At 63.9% G+C, this 15,874-nt stretch carries 14 protein-coding genes and 1 pseudogene; 5 read left to right on the plus strand and 10 right to left on the minus strand.

Translation table 11 applies throughout. The annotated features are described in order from the left end of the window. Window positions 1-365: 365 nt before the first annotated feature. The 3 genes from B2W22_RS09500 to B2W22_RS09510 form a co-directional block, all read right to left on the minus strand. On the minus strand, window positions 366-1,427 hold the full coding sequence (locus B2W22_RS09500) for a LysR substrate-binding domain-containing protein (RefSeq protein WP_286937363.1): 1,062 nt from the start codon (window positions 1,425-1,427) through the stop codon (window positions 366-368). A gap of 29 nt (window positions 1,428-1,456) precedes the next feature. Then, window positions 1,457-1,888 carry a RidA family protein gene (locus tag B2W22_RS09505; RefSeq protein WP_175122587.1) on the minus strand — a complete coding sequence of 144 codons (432 nt, stop codon included), beginning with the start codon at window positions 1,886-1,888 and terminating at the stop codon, window positions 1,457-1,459. Window positions 1,889-1,994: 106 nt separating this feature from the next. Then, on the minus strand, window positions 1,995-3,452 hold the full coding sequence (locus B2W22_RS09510; RefSeq protein WP_286937366.1) for a 2-hydroxymuconic semialdehyde dehydrogenase: 1,458 nt from the start codon (window positions 3,450-3,452) through the stop codon (window positions 1,995-1,997). 152 nt (window positions 3,453-3,604) lie between these two features. Here B2W22_RS09510 and B2W22_RS09515 point away from each other — a divergent pair, with 152 nt between their 5' ends. Then, window positions 3,605-4,090 (plus strand): MarR family winged helix-turn-helix transcriptional regulator, encoded by a 486-nt coding sequence (locus tag B2W22_RS09515; protein ID WP_175122589.1) that lies wholly within the window; start codon window positions 3,605-3,607, stop codon window positions 4,088-4,090. A 219-nt stretch (window positions 4,091-4,309) separates the two neighbouring features. Here the strand turns inward: B2W22_RS09515 and B2W22_RS09520 are convergent. The 3 genes and pseudogenes from B2W22_RS09520 to groES all read right to left on the minus strand — a co-directional run. Beyond that, window positions 4,310-5,203: pseudogene (locus tag B2W22_RS09520) on the minus strand (YihY/virulence factor BrkB family protein); the annotation flags it as partial. Window positions 5,204-5,445: 242 nt separating this feature from the next. Beyond that, window positions 5,446-7,086, minus strand: a complete 1,641-nt coding sequence (gene groL / locus B2W22_RS09525; RefSeq protein ID WP_175122591.1) for a chaperonin GroEL — start codon at window positions 7,084-7,086, stop codon at window positions 5,446-5,448. A 39-nt stretch (window positions 7,087-7,125) separates the two neighbouring features. Further along, window positions 7,126-7,413 (minus strand): co-chaperone GroES, encoded by a 288-nt coding sequence (gene groES, locus B2W22_RS09530; RefSeq protein WP_006221616.1) that lies wholly within the window; start codon window positions 7,411-7,413, stop codon window positions 7,126-7,128. 444 nt (window positions 7,414-7,857) lie between these two features. Between groES and B2W22_RS09535 the strand changes: the two genes are divergently transcribed. Next, window positions 7,858-8,439 carry a hypothetical protein gene (locus tag B2W22_RS09535; RefSeq protein ID WP_175122592.1) on the plus strand — a complete coding sequence of 194 codons (582 nt, stop codon included), beginning with the start codon at window positions 7,858-7,860 and terminating at the stop codon, window positions 8,437-8,439. Between the two features lie 46 nt (window positions 8,440-8,485). On the opposite strand, the gene B2W22_RS09540 is transcribed toward B2W22_RS09535, so the two are convergent. After that, window positions 8,486-9,433 carry an amidohydrolase family protein gene (locus tag B2W22_RS09540; RefSeq protein ID WP_175122593.1) on the minus strand — a complete coding sequence of 316 codons (948 nt, stop codon included), beginning with the start codon at window positions 9,431-9,433 and terminating at the stop codon, window positions 8,486-8,488. A 47-nt stretch (window positions 9,434-9,480) separates the two neighbouring features. Further along, a complete protein-coding gene (locus B2W22_RS09545; protein WP_175122594.1) occupies window positions 9,481-10,485 on the minus strand; it encodes a tripartite tricarboxylate transporter substrate-binding protein in 1,005 nt (334 codons plus the stop codon). Window positions 10,486-10,634: 149 nt separating this feature from the next. Here B2W22_RS09545 and B2W22_RS09550 point away from each other — a divergent pair, with 149 nt between their 5' ends. Then, the gene (locus tag B2W22_RS09550; RefSeq protein ID WP_175122595.1) at window positions 10,635-11,525 is read left to right on the plus strand and encodes a LysR family transcriptional regulator; all 891 of its coding nucleotides are present in this window, start codon (window positions 10,635-10,637) and stop codon (window positions 11,523-11,525) included. 132 nt (window positions 11,526-11,657) lie between these two features. Here the strand turns inward: B2W22_RS09550 and B2W22_RS09555 are convergent, their stop codons facing one another. Both B2W22_RS09555 and B2W22_RS09560 read right to left on the minus strand, forming a co-directional pair. Next, a complete protein-coding gene (locus B2W22_RS09555; RefSeq protein ID WP_175122596.1) occupies window positions 11,658-12,416 on the minus strand; it encodes a TSUP family transporter in 759 nt (252 codons plus the stop codon). Window positions 12,417-12,497: 81 nt separating this feature from the next. Next, a complete protein-coding gene (locus B2W22_RS09560; protein WP_175122597.1) occupies window positions 12,498-13,727 on the minus strand; it encodes an MFS transporter in 1,230 nt (409 codons plus the stop codon). Between the two features lie 115 nt (window positions 13,728-13,842). On the opposite strand from B2W22_RS09560, the gene B2W22_RS09565 reads away from it, so the two are divergent. Next, the gene (locus B2W22_RS09565) at window positions 13,843-14,703 is read left to right on the plus strand and encodes an AraC family transcriptional regulator (protein ID WP_175122598.1); all 861 of its coding nucleotides are present in this window, start codon (window positions 13,843-13,845) and stop codon (window positions 14,701-14,703) included. A 168-nt stretch (window positions 14,704-14,871) separates the two neighbouring features. Then, complete coding sequence (locus B2W22_RS09570) at window positions 14,872-15,855, plus strand: Bug family tripartite tricarboxylate transporter substrate binding protein (protein ID WP_175122599.1); 984 nt, start codon at window positions 14,872-14,874, stop codon at window positions 15,853-15,855. Window positions 15,856-15,874 lie beyond the last annotated feature (19 nt).

Below are 15,874 nucleotides of genomic sequence, written 5' to 3' on the forward strand. Positions count from 1 at the left end.
GCCCCAGGCCGACGCCGCACCCGGCTGCGATGAAATCAGCTTGGCGGTCCGTGGGGCGGGTTGGGTTCTTGAGGTTTTTGTCCGCGTCGGCGCGGGTTTGAAGCGGCTTGCGGTGCCCGCCCCACAGCGGCCGCGCGGGCGGCCTGGTGGGGCTTACGCGGCGTCTTGCGTCGTCGTGATGACGCTTCGCGTGTGGCTGCGATTACTCAGGTGTCTGCTCATCTAGGTGGCTGCTTTCGTAGGCGTCTGCCGACGTAGGTGTCTGACACCCCAGCATTGACCTGCCGCACAGAGCCGATGCTTCCCAGGTGTCTGACACCGGCCTACGAAGCGCCGGCGTCACAAGGCATGATGCCGCGTCGTTTTCAAGCACCCGCCAAGGGTGCGTCCGTCGTCGTCAGCCGCTGGGCCGTAATCTGCTTCAAATAATCCACCAACCGCTGACAAGCCGGCGTCAACGGCCGATCGGCTCTGATCGAATACCCGACGTCGCCAAACGCGCCAAACACGTTGGTAGGCAGCCGGGCCAGGATGCCCATCGAAAGAAACTGCGCCGCAGCGTCATAAGGAATGAGCGCCAGCGCGTCGCTATGCATCAGCACGCCGATATTGGTCAAGAGAGACAGCGACTCAACATGCCGCGCAGGCAAACGCAATCCGGCGTCAAAGAACGTGCGCTCTATCGACGCACGCAGCGGCGACGTCGGTGCGGGCAGGATCCAGATGTGATCCATCAAATCCGCCAAGGCCACATCCGGGGCGCCAGCCATCGGATGACGGGCGCCGACGACCAGGCACAGGTCTTCGTGGTAGAGCTTGTGATGATCGACAGCAACGCCGGAGATCGAAGCCATATCCGCGCCAGGCAGGCGACCGACGACGATGTCCACGTCGCCGGTGGCAAGCGCGGGCAGCAATTGCGCGGAGGGGCCTTCGCGGACGGTGACCTGGATGCCGGGGTGGTCGGTCATGAGGCGGGCGATGGCTTCGGGTAGGAGCTTGGCGGAGGCGGCAATCAAAGTGCCGACGACGACGTGGCCGCTGGCGCCGCCAAGAACAGCGTCGATGTCGTCGGCCATGTAGCGCACTTCGGCCATCATGGCGTGCACGCGGCGGCCCAGCACGAGGGCGAGTTCGGTGGGGGTGACGCCGCGGTTGGAGCGTTCGAACAAGGTCGAGCCGAAGAACGCTTCGAGGTCGTGGATGGCCTTGGTGACGGTGGGTTGCGTCAGGTGCAGTTCGCTGGCGGCGCGCGATAGGGAGCGGCGCGCCAGGACGCGTTCGAAGATCTGAAGCTGGTGCAGCTTGAGCTTGTGGCTCAGCGCGTTGGGCGTTATGCGGAAGTTCGACATCCGTGCGGCCGCCCCGGCGCGTGGCCGCGGACGATGGTCCTGTTCCCTGGGTGAGTCCGACATGCCGCCGCCCATGGTGCGTTGTCCGGATCGCCGGGGATCGGCTAGCGGGCGGCGGGCTTGTAGGCGACGGCCTTTATTTCGATCAGCAAATGCGGGTGCGGCAACTGGTGCACCGCAACCGTGGTGCGCGCCGGACCGTCGGCGTCGAAGAACTCGCCGTAGGTCTGATTGTATCCACCGAAGTCGTTCATGTTGACCAGGAAAGTGCTGATCTCGACGACGTCGGCAAGCGTGGCGCCAGCAGTGGCGAGGATGTCGCGGATGTTCTCGATGACGGCGCGGGTCTGCTCGCGGATGTCTAGCGTGGTGGTGCCCATGGCGTCGACCTCGGCGCCGGCGATGCGGTTGTCGGGCAGGCGCGAGCTGGTGCCGGAGACGTACAGGAAGTCGCCGGCGCGTTTGATGTGGGGATACTTGCCGCGGGGCGTGGCCTTGCCGGGGACGACGGTGGCGGTGGGGGTAGGCTGGTTCATCTTGCGGTCCTTTGTGTCGAGGTGGCAGCGCTTGATGCTGGCGTTGCCGGTGCGGGGTAGTGCTGTCGGAGCTTGATGCAGAGGTTTGAGGGGCGTTCTCGCGATATCAGAGCTTGATGCAGACGTTGGTCGGTTCGGTGTAGAAGTGCAGCGAGTGGCGTCCGCCTTCGCGGCCGATGCCGGAAAGGCCGCTGCCGCCGAATGGCGTACGCAAGTCGCGGAGGAACCAGCAATTGACCCACGCAAGGCCGACCCGCATGGCCTGGGCGACACGGTGGCCGCGCGTGAGGTTCTGGGTCCAGACGGCGGCGGCCAAGCCGTAGCGGGTGTCGTTGGCCAGGCGGATGGCTTCGTCCTCGGTGTCGAAGGGGGCGATGTGGCAGACGGGGCCGAAGACTTCTTCCTTGATGCAGCGGGCGTCTTCGGACAGGCCGGTCCAGATGGTGGGTTGTACGTAGGCGCCTTCATCGCGGGCGTCGCCGAAGGCGGGCACGCCGCCGCCGGTGACGACAGTTGCGCCTTCTTCACGGGCGAGGGCGAAGTAGGACAGCACTTTTTCGCGATGCTCGCGCGAGACGAGCGGTCCCATTTCGGTGTCTGGGTCCAGCGGCCAGCCTATGCGCATGGCGCGCGCGCGGTCCGCGAGCGCGGCGACGAAGCGGTCGTAGATCGGGCGCTCGACGTAGACACGCTCGGTGCACAGGCAGACCTGGCCGCAGTTGGCAAAGACCGAGCGCGTGACGCCGTCGACGGCCGCGTCGAAGTCGGCGTCGGCGAAGACCAGTGCGGCGTTCTTGCCGCCGAGCTCAAACGACACGGGTTTCACGCCGGGCGCCACGGCGCGCATGATGGCGGCGCCGGTGGAGGATTCGCCGGTGAAGGTGATGCCGTCGATGTCGGGATGCGTGGTCATGAACTCGCCGGCCGAGTTCGGGCCAAAGCCATGCGTCAGGTTCAGGACGCCGGGCGGCAGGCCGGCGTCGTGCGCGACTTCGGCGAGCAGGGTGGCGGTGGACGGCGTGACTTCGGACGGCTTCATGATGACGGTGTTGCCGAACGCCAGCGCGGGCGCGACTTTCCACGTCAGCAACAAGAGGGGCAGGTTCCAGGGCGAAATCACGCCGACCACGCCGAGCGGCTTGCGGTAGGCGTAGTTCAACGCCTGGCGGCCGTCGGGCGTGTCGGTCATGTAGCTTTCCATGTCCAGCGTGCGGGCCAGTTCCGCAAAGGTGCGGAAATTGGCCGCGCCGCGCGGGATGTCGATCTTGCCGGCCCAGCCGATGGGCTTGCCGGTGTCGCCGATCTCGGCTTGCAGGAAGTCGTCGAACCGGCGCTCGATGCCGTCGGCCAGCGCCAATAGGTAGTCGGTGCGCGCCGCCACGGGTAGCGCGGCCCACGCGGGCAAGGCGCGCCGCGCCGCGATGACGGCGCGGTCGACCTGTTCGCGGCTGGCTTCATGCACCTGCGCGATCAGTTGCCCGTTTACCGGACTGTGTTTGTCGAAGGTGGACGCGCCGTTTTCGAAGCGGCCGTCCAGGAAGTTGCGCAGTTGGCGAGTCGGCATCGGCGTGTTCCCAAGAAGTCTGATAGGGCGGTTCAGATAAATACGTATACGTACTATATTGGCGGATATTAGGCAGTGGTCGAATCCAAGTCAATGCGCATTTGCGAGGACGGCTGCGCCTACAATCGCCAGGCACATTCCATGGATGCCAGATGACCGCCGCTTCCCGATCCGCCCGACCGGCTTCCGCCCGGACCCTGAAGGAATTCGACCTGACGCATGTGGCGTCGCACTTGCTGCGCCGTGCGCATTTCCGGGCCGAGGCGCTTTTCACGCAGGCGTTTCCGGACGAGGACCTGACCCCGCGCCAGAAGGCGTTGCTGGTCACGGTCTATCAAAATCCCGGCGCGACGCAGAATCGCATCGCCGAGCTGATCGCGCTGGATCGGAATTCCTTTGCGGAAATGATCGCGCGGATGACGAAGAAGGGGTACGTGCGCCGGACGCGGTCGGCGGAAGACGGACGCGCTTATGCGCTGGAGATTACGCCGGAAGGGGCGGCGCTGCTCGCGCGTGTCCTGCCCCGAGACGCGGAGGTGGAGGCGCAGGTGCTGGCGCCAATCCCAGAGGAATTGCGGCCGGTGTTCCTGCAGTGTTTGCGTCTGATGGCAGGTTTGGAAACCGCGCCCGCGCCTTGATGCGGACGCCGCAGGTATCGCGGCGAGTCAGCTCTCGCTTTTGGGAACTGGCGCAGGCGGGGGCGTTTGAGAAGACGCTTGCGAGGGCGCTTGTGGATAGGTCGGCGCAGGCGCTTGAGGATGCGCCTGCGGAGTCATGTGCGAAGACGCTGGAGGGACCGGGTGTGCGCTTGCCGGTGCAGGCGTCGGCGACGACGTGCGCGGCGGCATCTGCGCGGCCGCCTGCCGCGGCCGTTCCACTTTCCCAAACCGCAACGCAAACTGGCGCGTGAACACGGCGCCAAAGAAGAAGATTTGCGCGGAATACCAGATCCACAGCAGCAGCGCGATCAGCGAACCCGCCGCGCCGTACGCGGAAACGGCGGCGCCGCGGCTCAAGTACAGCCCGATACCCCACTTGCCCAGCAGGAACAGGGCGGCCGTCACGACGGCGCCCGGGATGACGTCCGGCCACGAAATCCTGGCGCTGGGCAGCAGCTTGAAGATCACGGCAAACAGCGCCGCCACGACCGAAAACGAAAACAGGTTTGACGCCCACTCCGCCACGATCGAGAAGGTCGAATTGGCCCAGAGCGAGCCATAGATGCCGCGCGCAGCAGCAAGCGCGGCGTTCACGGTCAACGACACCAGCAAGAACAGCGCCAGCACCAGCACCAGACCGAACGACAGCAGGCGGCTTCGCACCAGCCCTTTAATGCCGCTCTTCTGGTTGGCCTGCACTTCCCACAACTCATCCAGGCTGGCCTGCAATTCCGCAAAGGCGGTGGTGGCGCTGAAGATCAGCACGCCGATCGACACCATGGCCGCAATCCAGCCGCTGCCGGATTCGTGCGCACTGGCAAGTACCGTCTGGATCACCTCGGCGCCGCGCTCGCCGATGAGGTCGCGCAACTGCGCAAACAGTTCGGAACGCACGGCTTCTTCGCCAAAGAAAGCGCCCGCCACCGCAATCACCAGCAGCAGCATCGGGGCCAGCGAAAACACCATGTACAGCGCCAGCGCGGCGCCCTTGCTGGACGCGCGATGGCTGGACCATTGCCTGGCTGAGTCCATCAGCAAACCGCCGATCTGTGAGGGTCGCAGTACTTGCAGAACGGTTCTGGGCAGTCGCATGGCGCAATGTCTCGGTAGGGCGAGCCTTCATTGTAGGGACGCGTACAAGCCCCAGATACGGTCAGATTGTTGGCAAACGTTTTCAAACGCCGGGATATTTGCCGCTACTGAAACAACACGCAAAGTATCGGGCGCCATTTCGGTGCGCAAAAAAGAAAAACCCCCGGGGCGAAGGACCGGGGGTTTTTCGGATACTGCATTCCCCGGCCGAAGCCGGGGAGGCCTTGCAAGAACAGCGGGACTTAGAAGTCCATGCCGCCCATGCCGCCCATGCCACCGGGCATGGCCGGAGCAGCGGGCTTGTCTTCAGCCAGTTCAACAACGGCGGCTTCGGCCGTCAGCAGCAGGCTGGCGACGGAGGCAGCGTTTTGCAGGGCGGTGCGGGTCACCTTGGTGGGATCCAGCACGCCTTGCTCGACCAGGTCGGTGTACTCGCCGGTCGCGGCGTTGTAGCCGTAGTTGCCCTTGCCACCCAGCACGTTGCTGACCACGACGCTGGCTTCTTCGCCGGCGTTCGTGACGATGGTGCGCAGGGGCTCTTCCACAGCGCGCAGGATCAGCTTGATGCCGGCGTTCTGGTCAGGCGTGTCGCCCTTCAGGTCAGCGATGGCTTGCTTGGCGCGCAGCAGCGCAACGCCGCCACCAGCCACAACGCCTTCTTCCACTGCAGCGCGGGTGGCGTGCAGGGCGTCTTCGACGCGAGCCTTCTTTTCCTTCATTTCGACTTCGGTGGCAGCGCCAACGCGAATCACGGCAACGCCGCCGGCCAGCTTGGCCACGCGTTCTTGCAGCTTTTCACGGTCGTAGTCGGACGTGGCTTCTTCGATCTGCACGCGCACTTGCTTGACGCGGGCTTCGATGGACTTGCTGTCGCCAGCGCCGTCGATGATCGTGGTGTTTTCCTTGCCCACTTCGATGCGCTTGGCTTGGCCCAGTTCAGCCAGACCGGCCTTTTCCAGCGACATGCCGGTTTCTTCGGAGATCACCGTGCCGCCCGTCAGGATGGCGATGTCTTCCAGCATGGCCTTGCGGCGGTCGCCGAAGCCCGGGGCCTTGACGGCGGTGGTCTTCAGGATGCCACGGATGTTGTTCACAACCAGGGTGGCCAGCGCTTCGCCTTCGACGTCTTCCGCGATGATCAGCAGGGGACGGCTCGACTTGGCAACTTGTTCCAGCACGGGCAGCAGGTCGCGGATGTTGCTGATCTTCTTGTCGAAGATCAGGACGAACGGGTCGTCCAGGACGGCAACTTGCTTGTCCGGGTTGTTGATGAAGTAGGGCGACAGGTAGCCGCGGTCGAATTGCATGCCTTCGACGACGTCCAGCTCGTTTTCCAGCGACTTGCCGTCTTCGACGGTGATGACGCCTTCCTTGCCGACCTTGTCCATCGCGTCAGCGATGATCTGGCCGATGGAGGTGTCGCTGTTGGCCGAGATGGAACCGACTTGGGCGATTTCCTTGCTGGTCGTGACCGGCTTGGATTGCTTTTGCAGTTCGGCGACGGCGGCGGCGACAGCCTTGTCGATGCCGCGCTTCAGGTCGATGGGGTTGAAACCGGCGGCAACGTACTTCAGGCCTTCCTGAACGATGGCCTGGGCCAGCACGGTGGCGGTCGTGGTGCCGTCACCGGCGTTGTCGGAGGTCTTGGACGCGACGTCCTTAACGAGTTGGGCGCCGATGTTTTCGAACTTGTCCTTCAGTTCGATTTCCTTGGCGACGGACACGCCGTCCTTGGTCACGGTCGGGGCGCCGAACGAGCGCTCCAGCACGACGTTGCGACCCTTGGGGCCCAGGGTGGTCTTGACAGCGTTGGCGAGAACGTTCACGCCACGGACGATGCGCACGCGAGCGTCATCACCGAACAATACTTGCTTGGCAGCCATTTCTTAGCTTCCTTCGAAAATTCGTTTGAGGCGGGAGATTTACTGAACCACGGCGAGGATTTCGTCCTCGCGGATGACGAGCAGTTCTTCGCCATCAACCTTCACGGACTGGCCGGCGTACTTGCCGAACAGAACCTTGTCACCAGCCTTCAGGTCGACCGGCAGGATCTTGCCGTCTTCGGTCTTCTTGCCGGGGCCGACGGCCACGACTTCACCCTGGTCGGGCTTTTCAGCGGCGCTGTCGGGGATGACGATGCCCGAGGCAGTCTTGCGCTCGTTTTCGAGGCGTTTGACGATCACGCGATCGCCCAGGGGACGCAAGGCCATGAGGAACTCCTGTTAACTAAATGAAAGAGGTGGTCGGTTGCCCGGGAGGCGTTAGCACTCACCGGAGTCGAGTGCTAATTATAGGGATGATGTTCTGAGGTTCAAGGGGGGGCGGGGCGCTGTTACATATTTGGAGGCCCGGGCAGGGATCACGGTGTCTTGATCAACGGACTCGAGGTCAGTTGTTCTTCTCTGCCACCTGCCTCCCGCCTGATGACAAGTTTCGAACCTGTCTGATTCGAATGCGCAATCGATCTCTATATCGTATCGCCGCATCGCGGATGTGGCAGGCGAGTGGGCTTTCTCGGGTGAGTTGGCGGTCTCCGATATTTGCCAAGGCGAATACTGCAACTGACGCTCAAACCCGGAGGCTAATCTATCGTGTTGTTTGCACCCAGTATTAAAACCGTGAGGTTGACGAGTCGCGTTGCTGTCGCCGGAGCTATGCTGACCGTCGTCGCCAACCTGGCGGGATTTTATAACGTCACATACCGGCCTTGGAGCGATAACGAGATTCCGCCATGGCTGAACTGGTTTGGAATCCAGCTGGCATTCGGAGGCTGGCTCATCATGTTGCTTGGTGGCAAAAGGTGGCTCGGTTGGGGCGCGGTGGTGCTCTCTGTCGTACTGCTAAATGTATTTTGGCCCTCGCGAATGCACATTTACCTATTCGATGCGAGCAATGAATCCGTATACGGGCCACCTTATCGCATCAGCTACGAGCCTTTTCGCAACTGGAGATGGCGAGTCACTCAAGACGAGGGACTGACGCCCGGAAGTAGTACGTTTTCCGGCCAGAGATTCACGTACAAGAAAGTGACTGCCGCGGTGGCTGATGACGCTGGTGATATCTCGATTCAAGATTTCAGATGCGAGGCCCGCAGGGAGGTCTATTGGGGGCCCATATCGGTTACGTATGCGCGAGCTTTTCCCGACAATCCTCTGAGCCCCTATTTCAACTTGCCTGAAGACCCTGCAAGTCTCAATCTCAAGGGATGTTCCATCGTCGAGGAGAAAGGTAGGTAGTGCTGTGACGCGGCCACGAGGACCGTACATTCGGTATTCTGGACCTTCAAAAGTCGTAAAGCCGCGCCGCGTTATCGACCAGGATCGCCTGCCTCTCCGCTTCGCTCACCCACGCGCAGAAGGCCGACAGCTGTTCACCATCGTCAATCGGATGAAGCGGTTCACTGCGATCGCGCGTGCGGGCCACGCCCGGCCAAGCCCCCGAATGCGGCCAGTCGGTGCCCCACAGCATGCGATCAAGCCGGGTATTGATGAGGGCGCGTGCGATCTCTCGCGCCTCGATGGGCGGGCGGCCATCCTGCCAGACCGTCAGGCGGTACGGCGCTGAGAGCTTCACGTACACATTGCCTGATGCCACGATCTCCAGCAGCGCATCGAAGCCGGGCTGGCCCGTGCCGGCCACGGCGCTTGCCAGTGCGAAATGATCGATCACGACGGGCACGGGGCAGTCGCGCAGTGCGGGTGCGAGCGCGCTCACGACCGGCAGCGTGGTGTAGATCTGCACGTGCCAACCGAGATCGGCAACCTGTTCGGCGGTGCGCGCCAGCGCATCGCGCGCGATGGCCGGATCCTGCTGGCCGAATGATTGCAGGTTGACGCGTGCGCCCCTCACGCCCGCCGCATGCAGCGCGCGCAGGCCGTCGCGCGAGATATCGGGCGCCAGGACCGCGACGCCGCGCGATGCATGGCCTGCCGCATTCAGGGTGGCAAGAGCATCGGTCATGCACCGATTGTCGGTGCCTTGCGGGCTGGCCTGCACGACGACAGCGCGGTCGATCCCAAGCGCCGCGTGCAGCGCAAGCAGATCATCGGTCGACGCAAGCCCCGGCATGAACACGCGGCTTTCGGCCAGCTGATAGCGGTCGAACGGGCCGAAGATGTGCACATGGCAATCGCAGGCGCCAGGCGGAATTGTGCCGGTGACCGGGCTGTGACGGACGCCCAGCACGGTACGCGGGTCGTCGGGAGTAGCGGCAAGCTGGGTACGGCTCATGGGATGCTCGGGAAGATGATGGGGAAAGGGCGTACACGCGGCCGCGCTCAAGGGTTCTGCTTGATGCCGGCGGTCTGGATCAGCCGCACCCATTTGTCGCGATCGGCCTGGTAATAGCGGGTGAAGGCCGCCGGGCTGTCATCGGACAGTGCGTAACCCTGCGCCTCCAGCTTCTCGCGCACATCCGGCAGGCGAAGCACGCGGCGCACCTCCGCGTTCAGCGCGTTGACCACGTCGGGCGGCGTGGCGGCGGGTGCAAGCAGGCCAAGCCAGGTCGCGACCTCGTAGTCCTTCAGGCCCGCCTCTGCCGTGGTCGGCAACTGCGGCGCGAAGTTGACGCGCGCTTTGCTGGTCACGGCCAGCGCGCGCAGGCGCTGATCCTTCATGTAGGGCAGGGCCGTCGAGGCGTTCGCGAACATGAACGGCAACCGGCCCGCCAGCATTTCGGTGATGCAGGCTTGTTCGCCCGCAAACGGGATGCTGTGCAATTCGATGCCCGCCGTCTGGGCGAACAAGACGGCCGCCATATAGGGCGAGGTGCCGATGCCTCCCGAGCAGAAATCGATCTCGCCCGGCGCGGTCTTGGCCTGGGCAATGAGCTCCTGGACGGAGGTGGCGCGCAGCTTCGGCCCGGCCAGCAGCACTTGCGGCGCACTGCCCACCAGCGCCACGCCAGTGAAGTCCTTCATGGGATCGAACGTTGTCACGTTCTGCAGCGTGGGCGCGACGGCGACGGTCGTCTGGCTGGCGAGCAGCAGGGTGTTGCCATCGGGCCTCGCGCGAGCCACGTAGGCCGCCGCGATCATGGAGGCGGCGCCGTTCTTGTTCTCCACCATCACGGCGCGGCCGCCCACCTGCATGTGCTGCGCCACGATGCGGGCCACGGTGTCGGGCGCGCCTCCCGGCGGCGCACCGACCACGATCCGGATCGTGCCGCCCGCCGGGGTCTCGGACAGCGCGGGCGCGCCCGAAGCCAGCAATACGGTGCCGAGCAGCGGAGTAAGCAGTCTGGCCAGCAGCCTGCGTGGGTATACGCCAGGGGTCGTGCGCATCGGTGTCTCCTCGCGATGTCGCCGTGCGCCGCATGCAAGCCGCGCCGGCTGTTGTGATGTGGAGTCAGTGTCCGGCAGGCAGATTGATATAGTCAAATATATAAATTGAGTCATTTCATACATAGATATGTATGAACAACGAGGTTCACATGAATAAACGCGAGATGGCGCTGTTCGAAGCCGTGGGGCGCACCGGCTCCGTCACCTTGGCGGCTGCATCCACCGGGATGTCGCAGCCCGCGGCAAGCGCGATGCTGAAGTCGTTGGAAGACAAGCTGGGCTTCGCGCTGTTCAGCCGCGAAAAGCGCCGGCTGGCGCTGACCGCCGAGGCTCGCTTGCTGCTGCCGGAGATCGTCCATGCCTTGGCGGCGATGGACAACGCCGAACGTATGGCGGCCAGCATGCGGGGCGGGGCGCAGGCGCGACTGGACGTGGGGGCCGTTGCGGCCGTGGGCGCGAGCATCCTGCCCGGCGCGATGGCCTGGTTGCAGGCCCGGGAGCCCGGTGTGCGGGTCAGCGTGCGCACGGACATGACGCTAGGGGTGACGGGGCTGGCGGCCGATCAACGCATCGATATCGGCGTGGTGATCGGCTCGGCCGCGCTGCCAAACGTAGGCCAGCGCACGCTGGCGCGGCTGAGCCTGCAGGCCGTGATGCCGGCGGGCCACGCGCTGGCGAATCGACACCGTCTGGCATTGGCCGACCTGGCGGACACCCCCTACATCTCGCTCAGTCGTCACTTGCAGGTGGGGGCACTGACGGCGCGGCGGTTCGAGCAGGAGCGCTTGCCGTTTCTACCGGTGATCGAGGTGAATCAGTATTCGGCCGCCTGCGCCTTTGCGGAACGCGGCCTGGGCGTGGCCATCCTTGACAGCATGAGCGGCCTGTATGCGCGCCGTCACGGGCTCAGCGTCGTGCCCGTCGATGTGGAAGGCGGTCTCGATCTGGCCATCGTGTGGCCGTTGAATCGGGGGCTGGGACGCGTGGCGCGGCAGCTCGAGGCTGGGCTGGTGCATGAGATGTCGCACGCCACAGAGTAGGCGGGCGCCAGCCTTTTGAGCCTGAACTTGCCGGGAACCATGTCGAGCGCGCCCGGTGCAGGCGAGGTGCGCATCGCGGTCCCGCCTGGTACTGACCGCGGCTGCGGACAGTTGAATCGAATCGCCTGGTCGCTACGTCATTTGAAGAACGGACATCGACGAGACGCTCATGATGATTCCAGTTGCGGCAAGCAGTGTGCGCACAAGCAACCGCAGCACTACTGGCGAGAACGGAGGCGGCCTGCGTGCGGTCAGTATCGTGACCAAGAGCACGATCGGCACGGCCATTATCGTCAATTCGAATGACAGCCCGGTGAAGCCGATCGTCGGCATCATGACGGCGAATCGAATCAGTCCGGCGGCGCCGTTGAGGAACATCAGGGATTCCCGTGTTCTAGCCAGATCCCAAGGCTGCCGGTACAACAGGAATACAAGCGGCGGCCCGCCTGCGGCGAATAGACCGTTCATCAGACCGGAAAGGAATCCCACCGCAAGAAAAGCGCCTGGCGCAGACTCAGCGGCCCGCGGTTGGTTGCTCCGTCCCAACATCCAGGCGCAATAAATGATGCTCAGGCCGAGCAGAAGACGCAGTAGCTCATAAGCGTTACCCATGATCCACGCCAGGGCCGCTATCCCCAACATCGTGCCTAGCATGCTGGCAATCAGGAGCGGCCACAATTTCCGGTCCAGCCGTAATGCTCGCCGCCTGTAAAGAAACACGGCCGCGTTGACCACTGCAATGATCGAAACGGCATTGACGACATCCGGCAGCGGCAAGATTCCGGCGGCGCCGGTGAGGCCGAGCAGGACCAGAGCGAGCGCGAAGCCCGTCAGGTTCTGCGCGTACACCGCTACCGCAACGAAGACGAGGAACAGCATGCTGTTCAGCATGGCTCAAGCTCCTCGTCGCGACGGATTGACGTCATGTCGGCGCGCGCCGGTCAAGCGTGAATCTTTTGTGGATGCGCGGCTTCATCGGCTCTGTGCGACGGCCTTTCTACGCATGGCAACGCCAAGGGCGGCGACGGACAGCGCCAGCGGAATGAAGGACACCCACAGCACGGTGTTCCAGCCGAAAGCCGACAGCAGGCCCCCGGATGAAAAGGAGCCGATTGCCATCAGGCCGAAGACGATGAAGTCGTTCAGGGACTGGACGCGTGTCTTCTCCTCGGGCCGATGGCATTCCAGCACCAGCGCGGATGCGCCCAGAAACCCGAAGTTCCACCCCACGCCGAGCAGGACCAGTGACCACCAGAAGTGCATGACGTCGATACCTCCCAGGCCCACCGCAGCCGCCACGCCAATCAACACGAGGCCCATGGTGGCGACCCGTCCTGCACCGAAGCGGGAGATCAGTCTGCCGGTGAAGAAACTTGGCGCGTACATGGCAATGACGTGCCACTGCAGTCCCAGGTTGGCGGACTCCTGGGAGTGGCCGCAGATGTGCATTGCCAGCGGTGCGGCCGTCATGAGGAAGTTCATGAGCATGTATGAGACCGCGCCGGCGATCACTGCGGCGATGAACCGCGGTTGCAGCGCAATCTCGGAAAGCGGGCGTCCGCCCGCGACCTCAGCGGCAGTGGGGGCGGGCAATCTGACGCCGAGAAGAATGAACGCGGAAATCGCTGCAACCGCCGCTTGCGCCAGAAACGTGGCGGCAAACATGTGCGGCGGCCACAGATTCATCGTCCAGGTGACGAGTTGTGGCCCGACGACCCCGGCGGCGACGCCACCCGCCATGACCAGGGATAGCGCGCGCGCCCGTCGCTTGGGCTCCACGCCGTCCGCGGCGGCGAAGCGGAAGGACAGGACCACTGCCGCATAGACACCGCCGAAGAACGTGGCCAGGCTGAACAGCCAGAAACTTCCGATCATGACCGCCAGCATCGCCAGCAGGCCGGTGAGCACCCCAGCGCCGGTGCCCAGCAGAAATGCCGCACGCCGCCCGTGGCGCCTGGCGACGGCGCCCATCGGCAGCGTGCATGTCGCCATGCCGACGACAAAAATGGAAATCGGCAGGGTCGCGAGCATGGGCGTCGGGGCAAGCATGTTGCCAACGATGGAGCCGGTTGCATAAACGACCACCGAATTCGCGCCCGCCAGGGCCTGGGCGGTGGTCAGTCGCCAGATATTGCCTTGTTGAACGCCCTCGGGCAGAACGGCGGGGCGATCGTGCCCTGGGGAGGCGCTACGTTGTGTCATTGCGGTGAAAGGCGTGGGACGGGATAGGTGAGCTGGCATTACAACGCAAAGTTACGTAGGCGATCTATCGACAGATTGCCAAGTTATATAGAATCGGCGACATATGAATGCGCTCATGCAGTGGAAAGCCATTACGGCCCCCGCGGACGTCCGGCCGCCGGCGCCTATGACCATGCGGGTGCAGTCCATTGGCGCGCGGGATTACTTCGCCGCGCATACGCATGAATGGCACCAGGTCGTATATGCCGTCTCTGGCGTCCTCATGGTCACGGCAGACGACCGTTCTTTCGCCATCTCCCCAAACCAGGCCGCCTGGATTCCGTCTGGGACAGTTCATAGCGTCGGTTCTTTTCTCGGCGCCGAGTACCGCAGCCTGTGGCTTGCCGACCATCCCGGGGGCACGCTTTCCGAGGGCGGGGTGGCGGTCTTTGGCGTGTCTGCGTTGTTGAAAGCGTTGATCGTTGAGGCGGCGGCAATTCAAGGGCGCTCGGACGAAGACGAATACTTCGGTCGGGTGTATCGGTTGGTGCTTGACCAACTGTGCCGTGCCATCCCGATTTCATTGGTGCTGGCGTGGCCGACGAGCGGCCCGCTATTGACCATTTGCGAAGCCTTGTACAACCGGCCGGCCGATCAAAGGAGCCCGGACGATTGGGGCAGGGAGTTGGGGATGTCCGGGCGGACGCTGGCCAGAAAATTCCTTGCGGAAACCGGGTTGACGCTGCGCGACTGGCGGCGCCGGCTGAAGTTGTTCAGAGCCATCGAGCTATTGGAAAGTGGTCTCGACGTAACGGGGACTGCTTTGGAACTCGGCTATGGTTCCACGTCGTCGTTCATCTTTGCGTTCCGCACGGAGATGAAGTGCAGCCCGATGGCGTACATGCGAGCGCGGGCGCCATACCGTGAAGTTGCGCCCACATCCGCTCAGAAGGTGGAAGTCAGTGAGCAGCGCGACAACGAGGCGCCTCGCTCGTAGCCGGGGAATTAGGGTTATTCCGGGATTCTTTATGCTTAAACTTTTGTGAAGAATGGGCGGCGGATGCAGGGCCGCCGCTGCGATGAGGCATGAGGGCGGCTCACCGTGGTGCGGCACGAGACGCACCGTGCTCGACATTGCGGGGTGACGCCCCATCTGGAGAATCGCATGCTGCTGCGTAGACGTTGTCTGGCCGTGATGATGCTGGCGCTGACTGGCTGGACGACGGGTAGCCATGCGCAGACGCCGTCTCAGGCCTGGCCCACCAAACCCGTGCGCCTGGTCGTGGGACTGGCGCCGGGCGGGCTGGTCGATGTGCTGGCGCGCACCGTGCAGCCGCACTTGGCCGAGGCCTTCAAGCAGACCGTCATCGTGGAGAACCGTGGCGGTGCGGGCGGCAACGTGGCGGGCGCCGAGGTGGCGCGCAACGGAAAGGACAACCATACCTTCCTGCTCAATCCCTCGACGACCGAGTCGGTCAACCCGCTGATGTTCGCCAACATGCCGTTCGATCCGCAGCAGGATTTGCGGCCGGTTGGCTTGCTGGCCAACAGCCAATTGTTCCTGTTTGTCCGGTCCTCGCTCGGCGTCAATACGCTCGAGGAGTTCGTGGAATACGCGCGCAAGCGGCCCGATCCGCTCAATTACGGTTCGGCCGGCAACGGCACGACGCCGCATCTGGCCGGCGAACTGCTCAAGCAGGCGACGGGCATGCAAGCTACCCATGCGCCGTATCGCGGCGTGGCGCCGGCGATACAAGACCTGGCAGCGGGCCAGATCGACTTCGCGTTTGGCCCTGCGACGGTCTTTCCCATGGTGCAAGCGGGCAAGCTGAAAGTGCTGGCGGTGGCAAGCCGGCAGCGCGCTGCCGTGGCGCCCGACATTCGAACGTTCTCCGAGGTCGGCATCGACGGTGTGTTCGCGGACAGCCTGTTCGGCGTGTATGCCGCCTCGGGCACCCGAGATGATGTGGTCGAGCGCATGAACGCCGAACTCAACAAAGTGCTTGCGCGGCCGGACATCCAGAAGCGCTTTCTGGATGCGGGCGCCGAAGCAATACCGCTGAGCGCGGCCGATTATGCCGCGCGCGTGCAGGAAGAGAAGAAGCTGTTCGCGCCGTTGATGAAATCGTTGGGGTTGAAGGAACAGTAGATCGCACTGGCCCAACCGA

The sequence above is a fragment of the Achromobacter sp. UBA4530 genome, from assembly GCF_002388205.1.
GTDB lineage: Bacteria > Pseudomonadota > Gammaproteobacteria > Burkholderiales > Burkholderiaceae_B > Achromobacter > Achromobacter animicus.

Coding starts and splice junctions, on each gene's coding strand:
- B2W22_RS09510 (WP_286937366.1), bottom strand. CDS start 3,452: ATGCCGACTCGCCAACTGCGCAACTTCCTGGACGGCCGCTTCGAAAAC.
- B2W22_RS09535 (WP_175122592.1), top strand. CDS start 7,858: ATGCTGACCGTCGTCGCCAACCTGGCGGGATTTTATAACGTCACATAC.
- B2W22_RS09545 (WP_175122594.1), bottom strand. CDS start 10,485: ATGCGCACGACCCCTGGCGTATACCCACGCAGGCTGCTGGCCAGACTG.
- groES (WP_006221616.1), bottom strand. CDS start 7,413: ATGGCCTTGCGTCCCCTGGGCGATCGCGTGATCGTCAAACGCCTCGAA.
- B2W22_RS09505 (WP_175122587.1), bottom strand. CDS start 1,888: ATGAACCAGCCTACCCCCACCGCCACCGTCGTCCCCGGCAAGGCCACG.
- B2W22_RS09565 (WP_175122598.1), top strand. CDS start 13,843: ATGCAGTGGAAAGCCATTACGGCCCCCGCGGACGTCCGGCCGCCGGCG.
- groL (WP_175122591.1), bottom strand. CDS start 7,086: ATGGCTGCCAAGCAAGTATTGTTCGGTGATGACGCTCGCGTGCGCATC.
- B2W22_RS09570 (WP_175122599.1), top strand. CDS start 14,872: ATGCTGCTGCGTAGACGTTGTCTGGCCGTGATGATGCTGGCGCTGACT.
- B2W22_RS09540 (WP_175122593.1), bottom strand. CDS start 9,433: ATGAGCCGTACCCAGCTTGCCGCTACTCCCGACGACCCGCGTACCGTG.
- B2W22_RS09500 (WP_286937363.1), bottom strand. CDS start 1,427: ATGGGCGGCGGCATGTCGGACTCACCCAGGGAACAGGACCATCGTCCG.
- B2W22_RS09515 (WP_175122589.1), top strand. CDS start 3,605: ATGACCGCCGCTTCCCGATCCGCCCGACCGGCTTCCGCCCGGACCCTG.
- B2W22_RS09555 (WP_175122596.1), bottom strand. CDS start 12,416: ATGCTGAACAGCATGCTGTTCCTCGTCTTCGTTGCGGTAGCGGTGTAC.
- B2W22_RS09560 (WP_175122597.1), bottom strand. CDS start 13,727: ATGACACAACGTAGCGCCTCCCCAGGGCACGATCGCCCCGCCGTTCTG.
- B2W22_RS09550 (WP_175122595.1), top strand. CDS start 10,635: ATGAATAAACGCGAGATGGCGCTGTTCGAAGCCGTGGGGCGCACCGGC.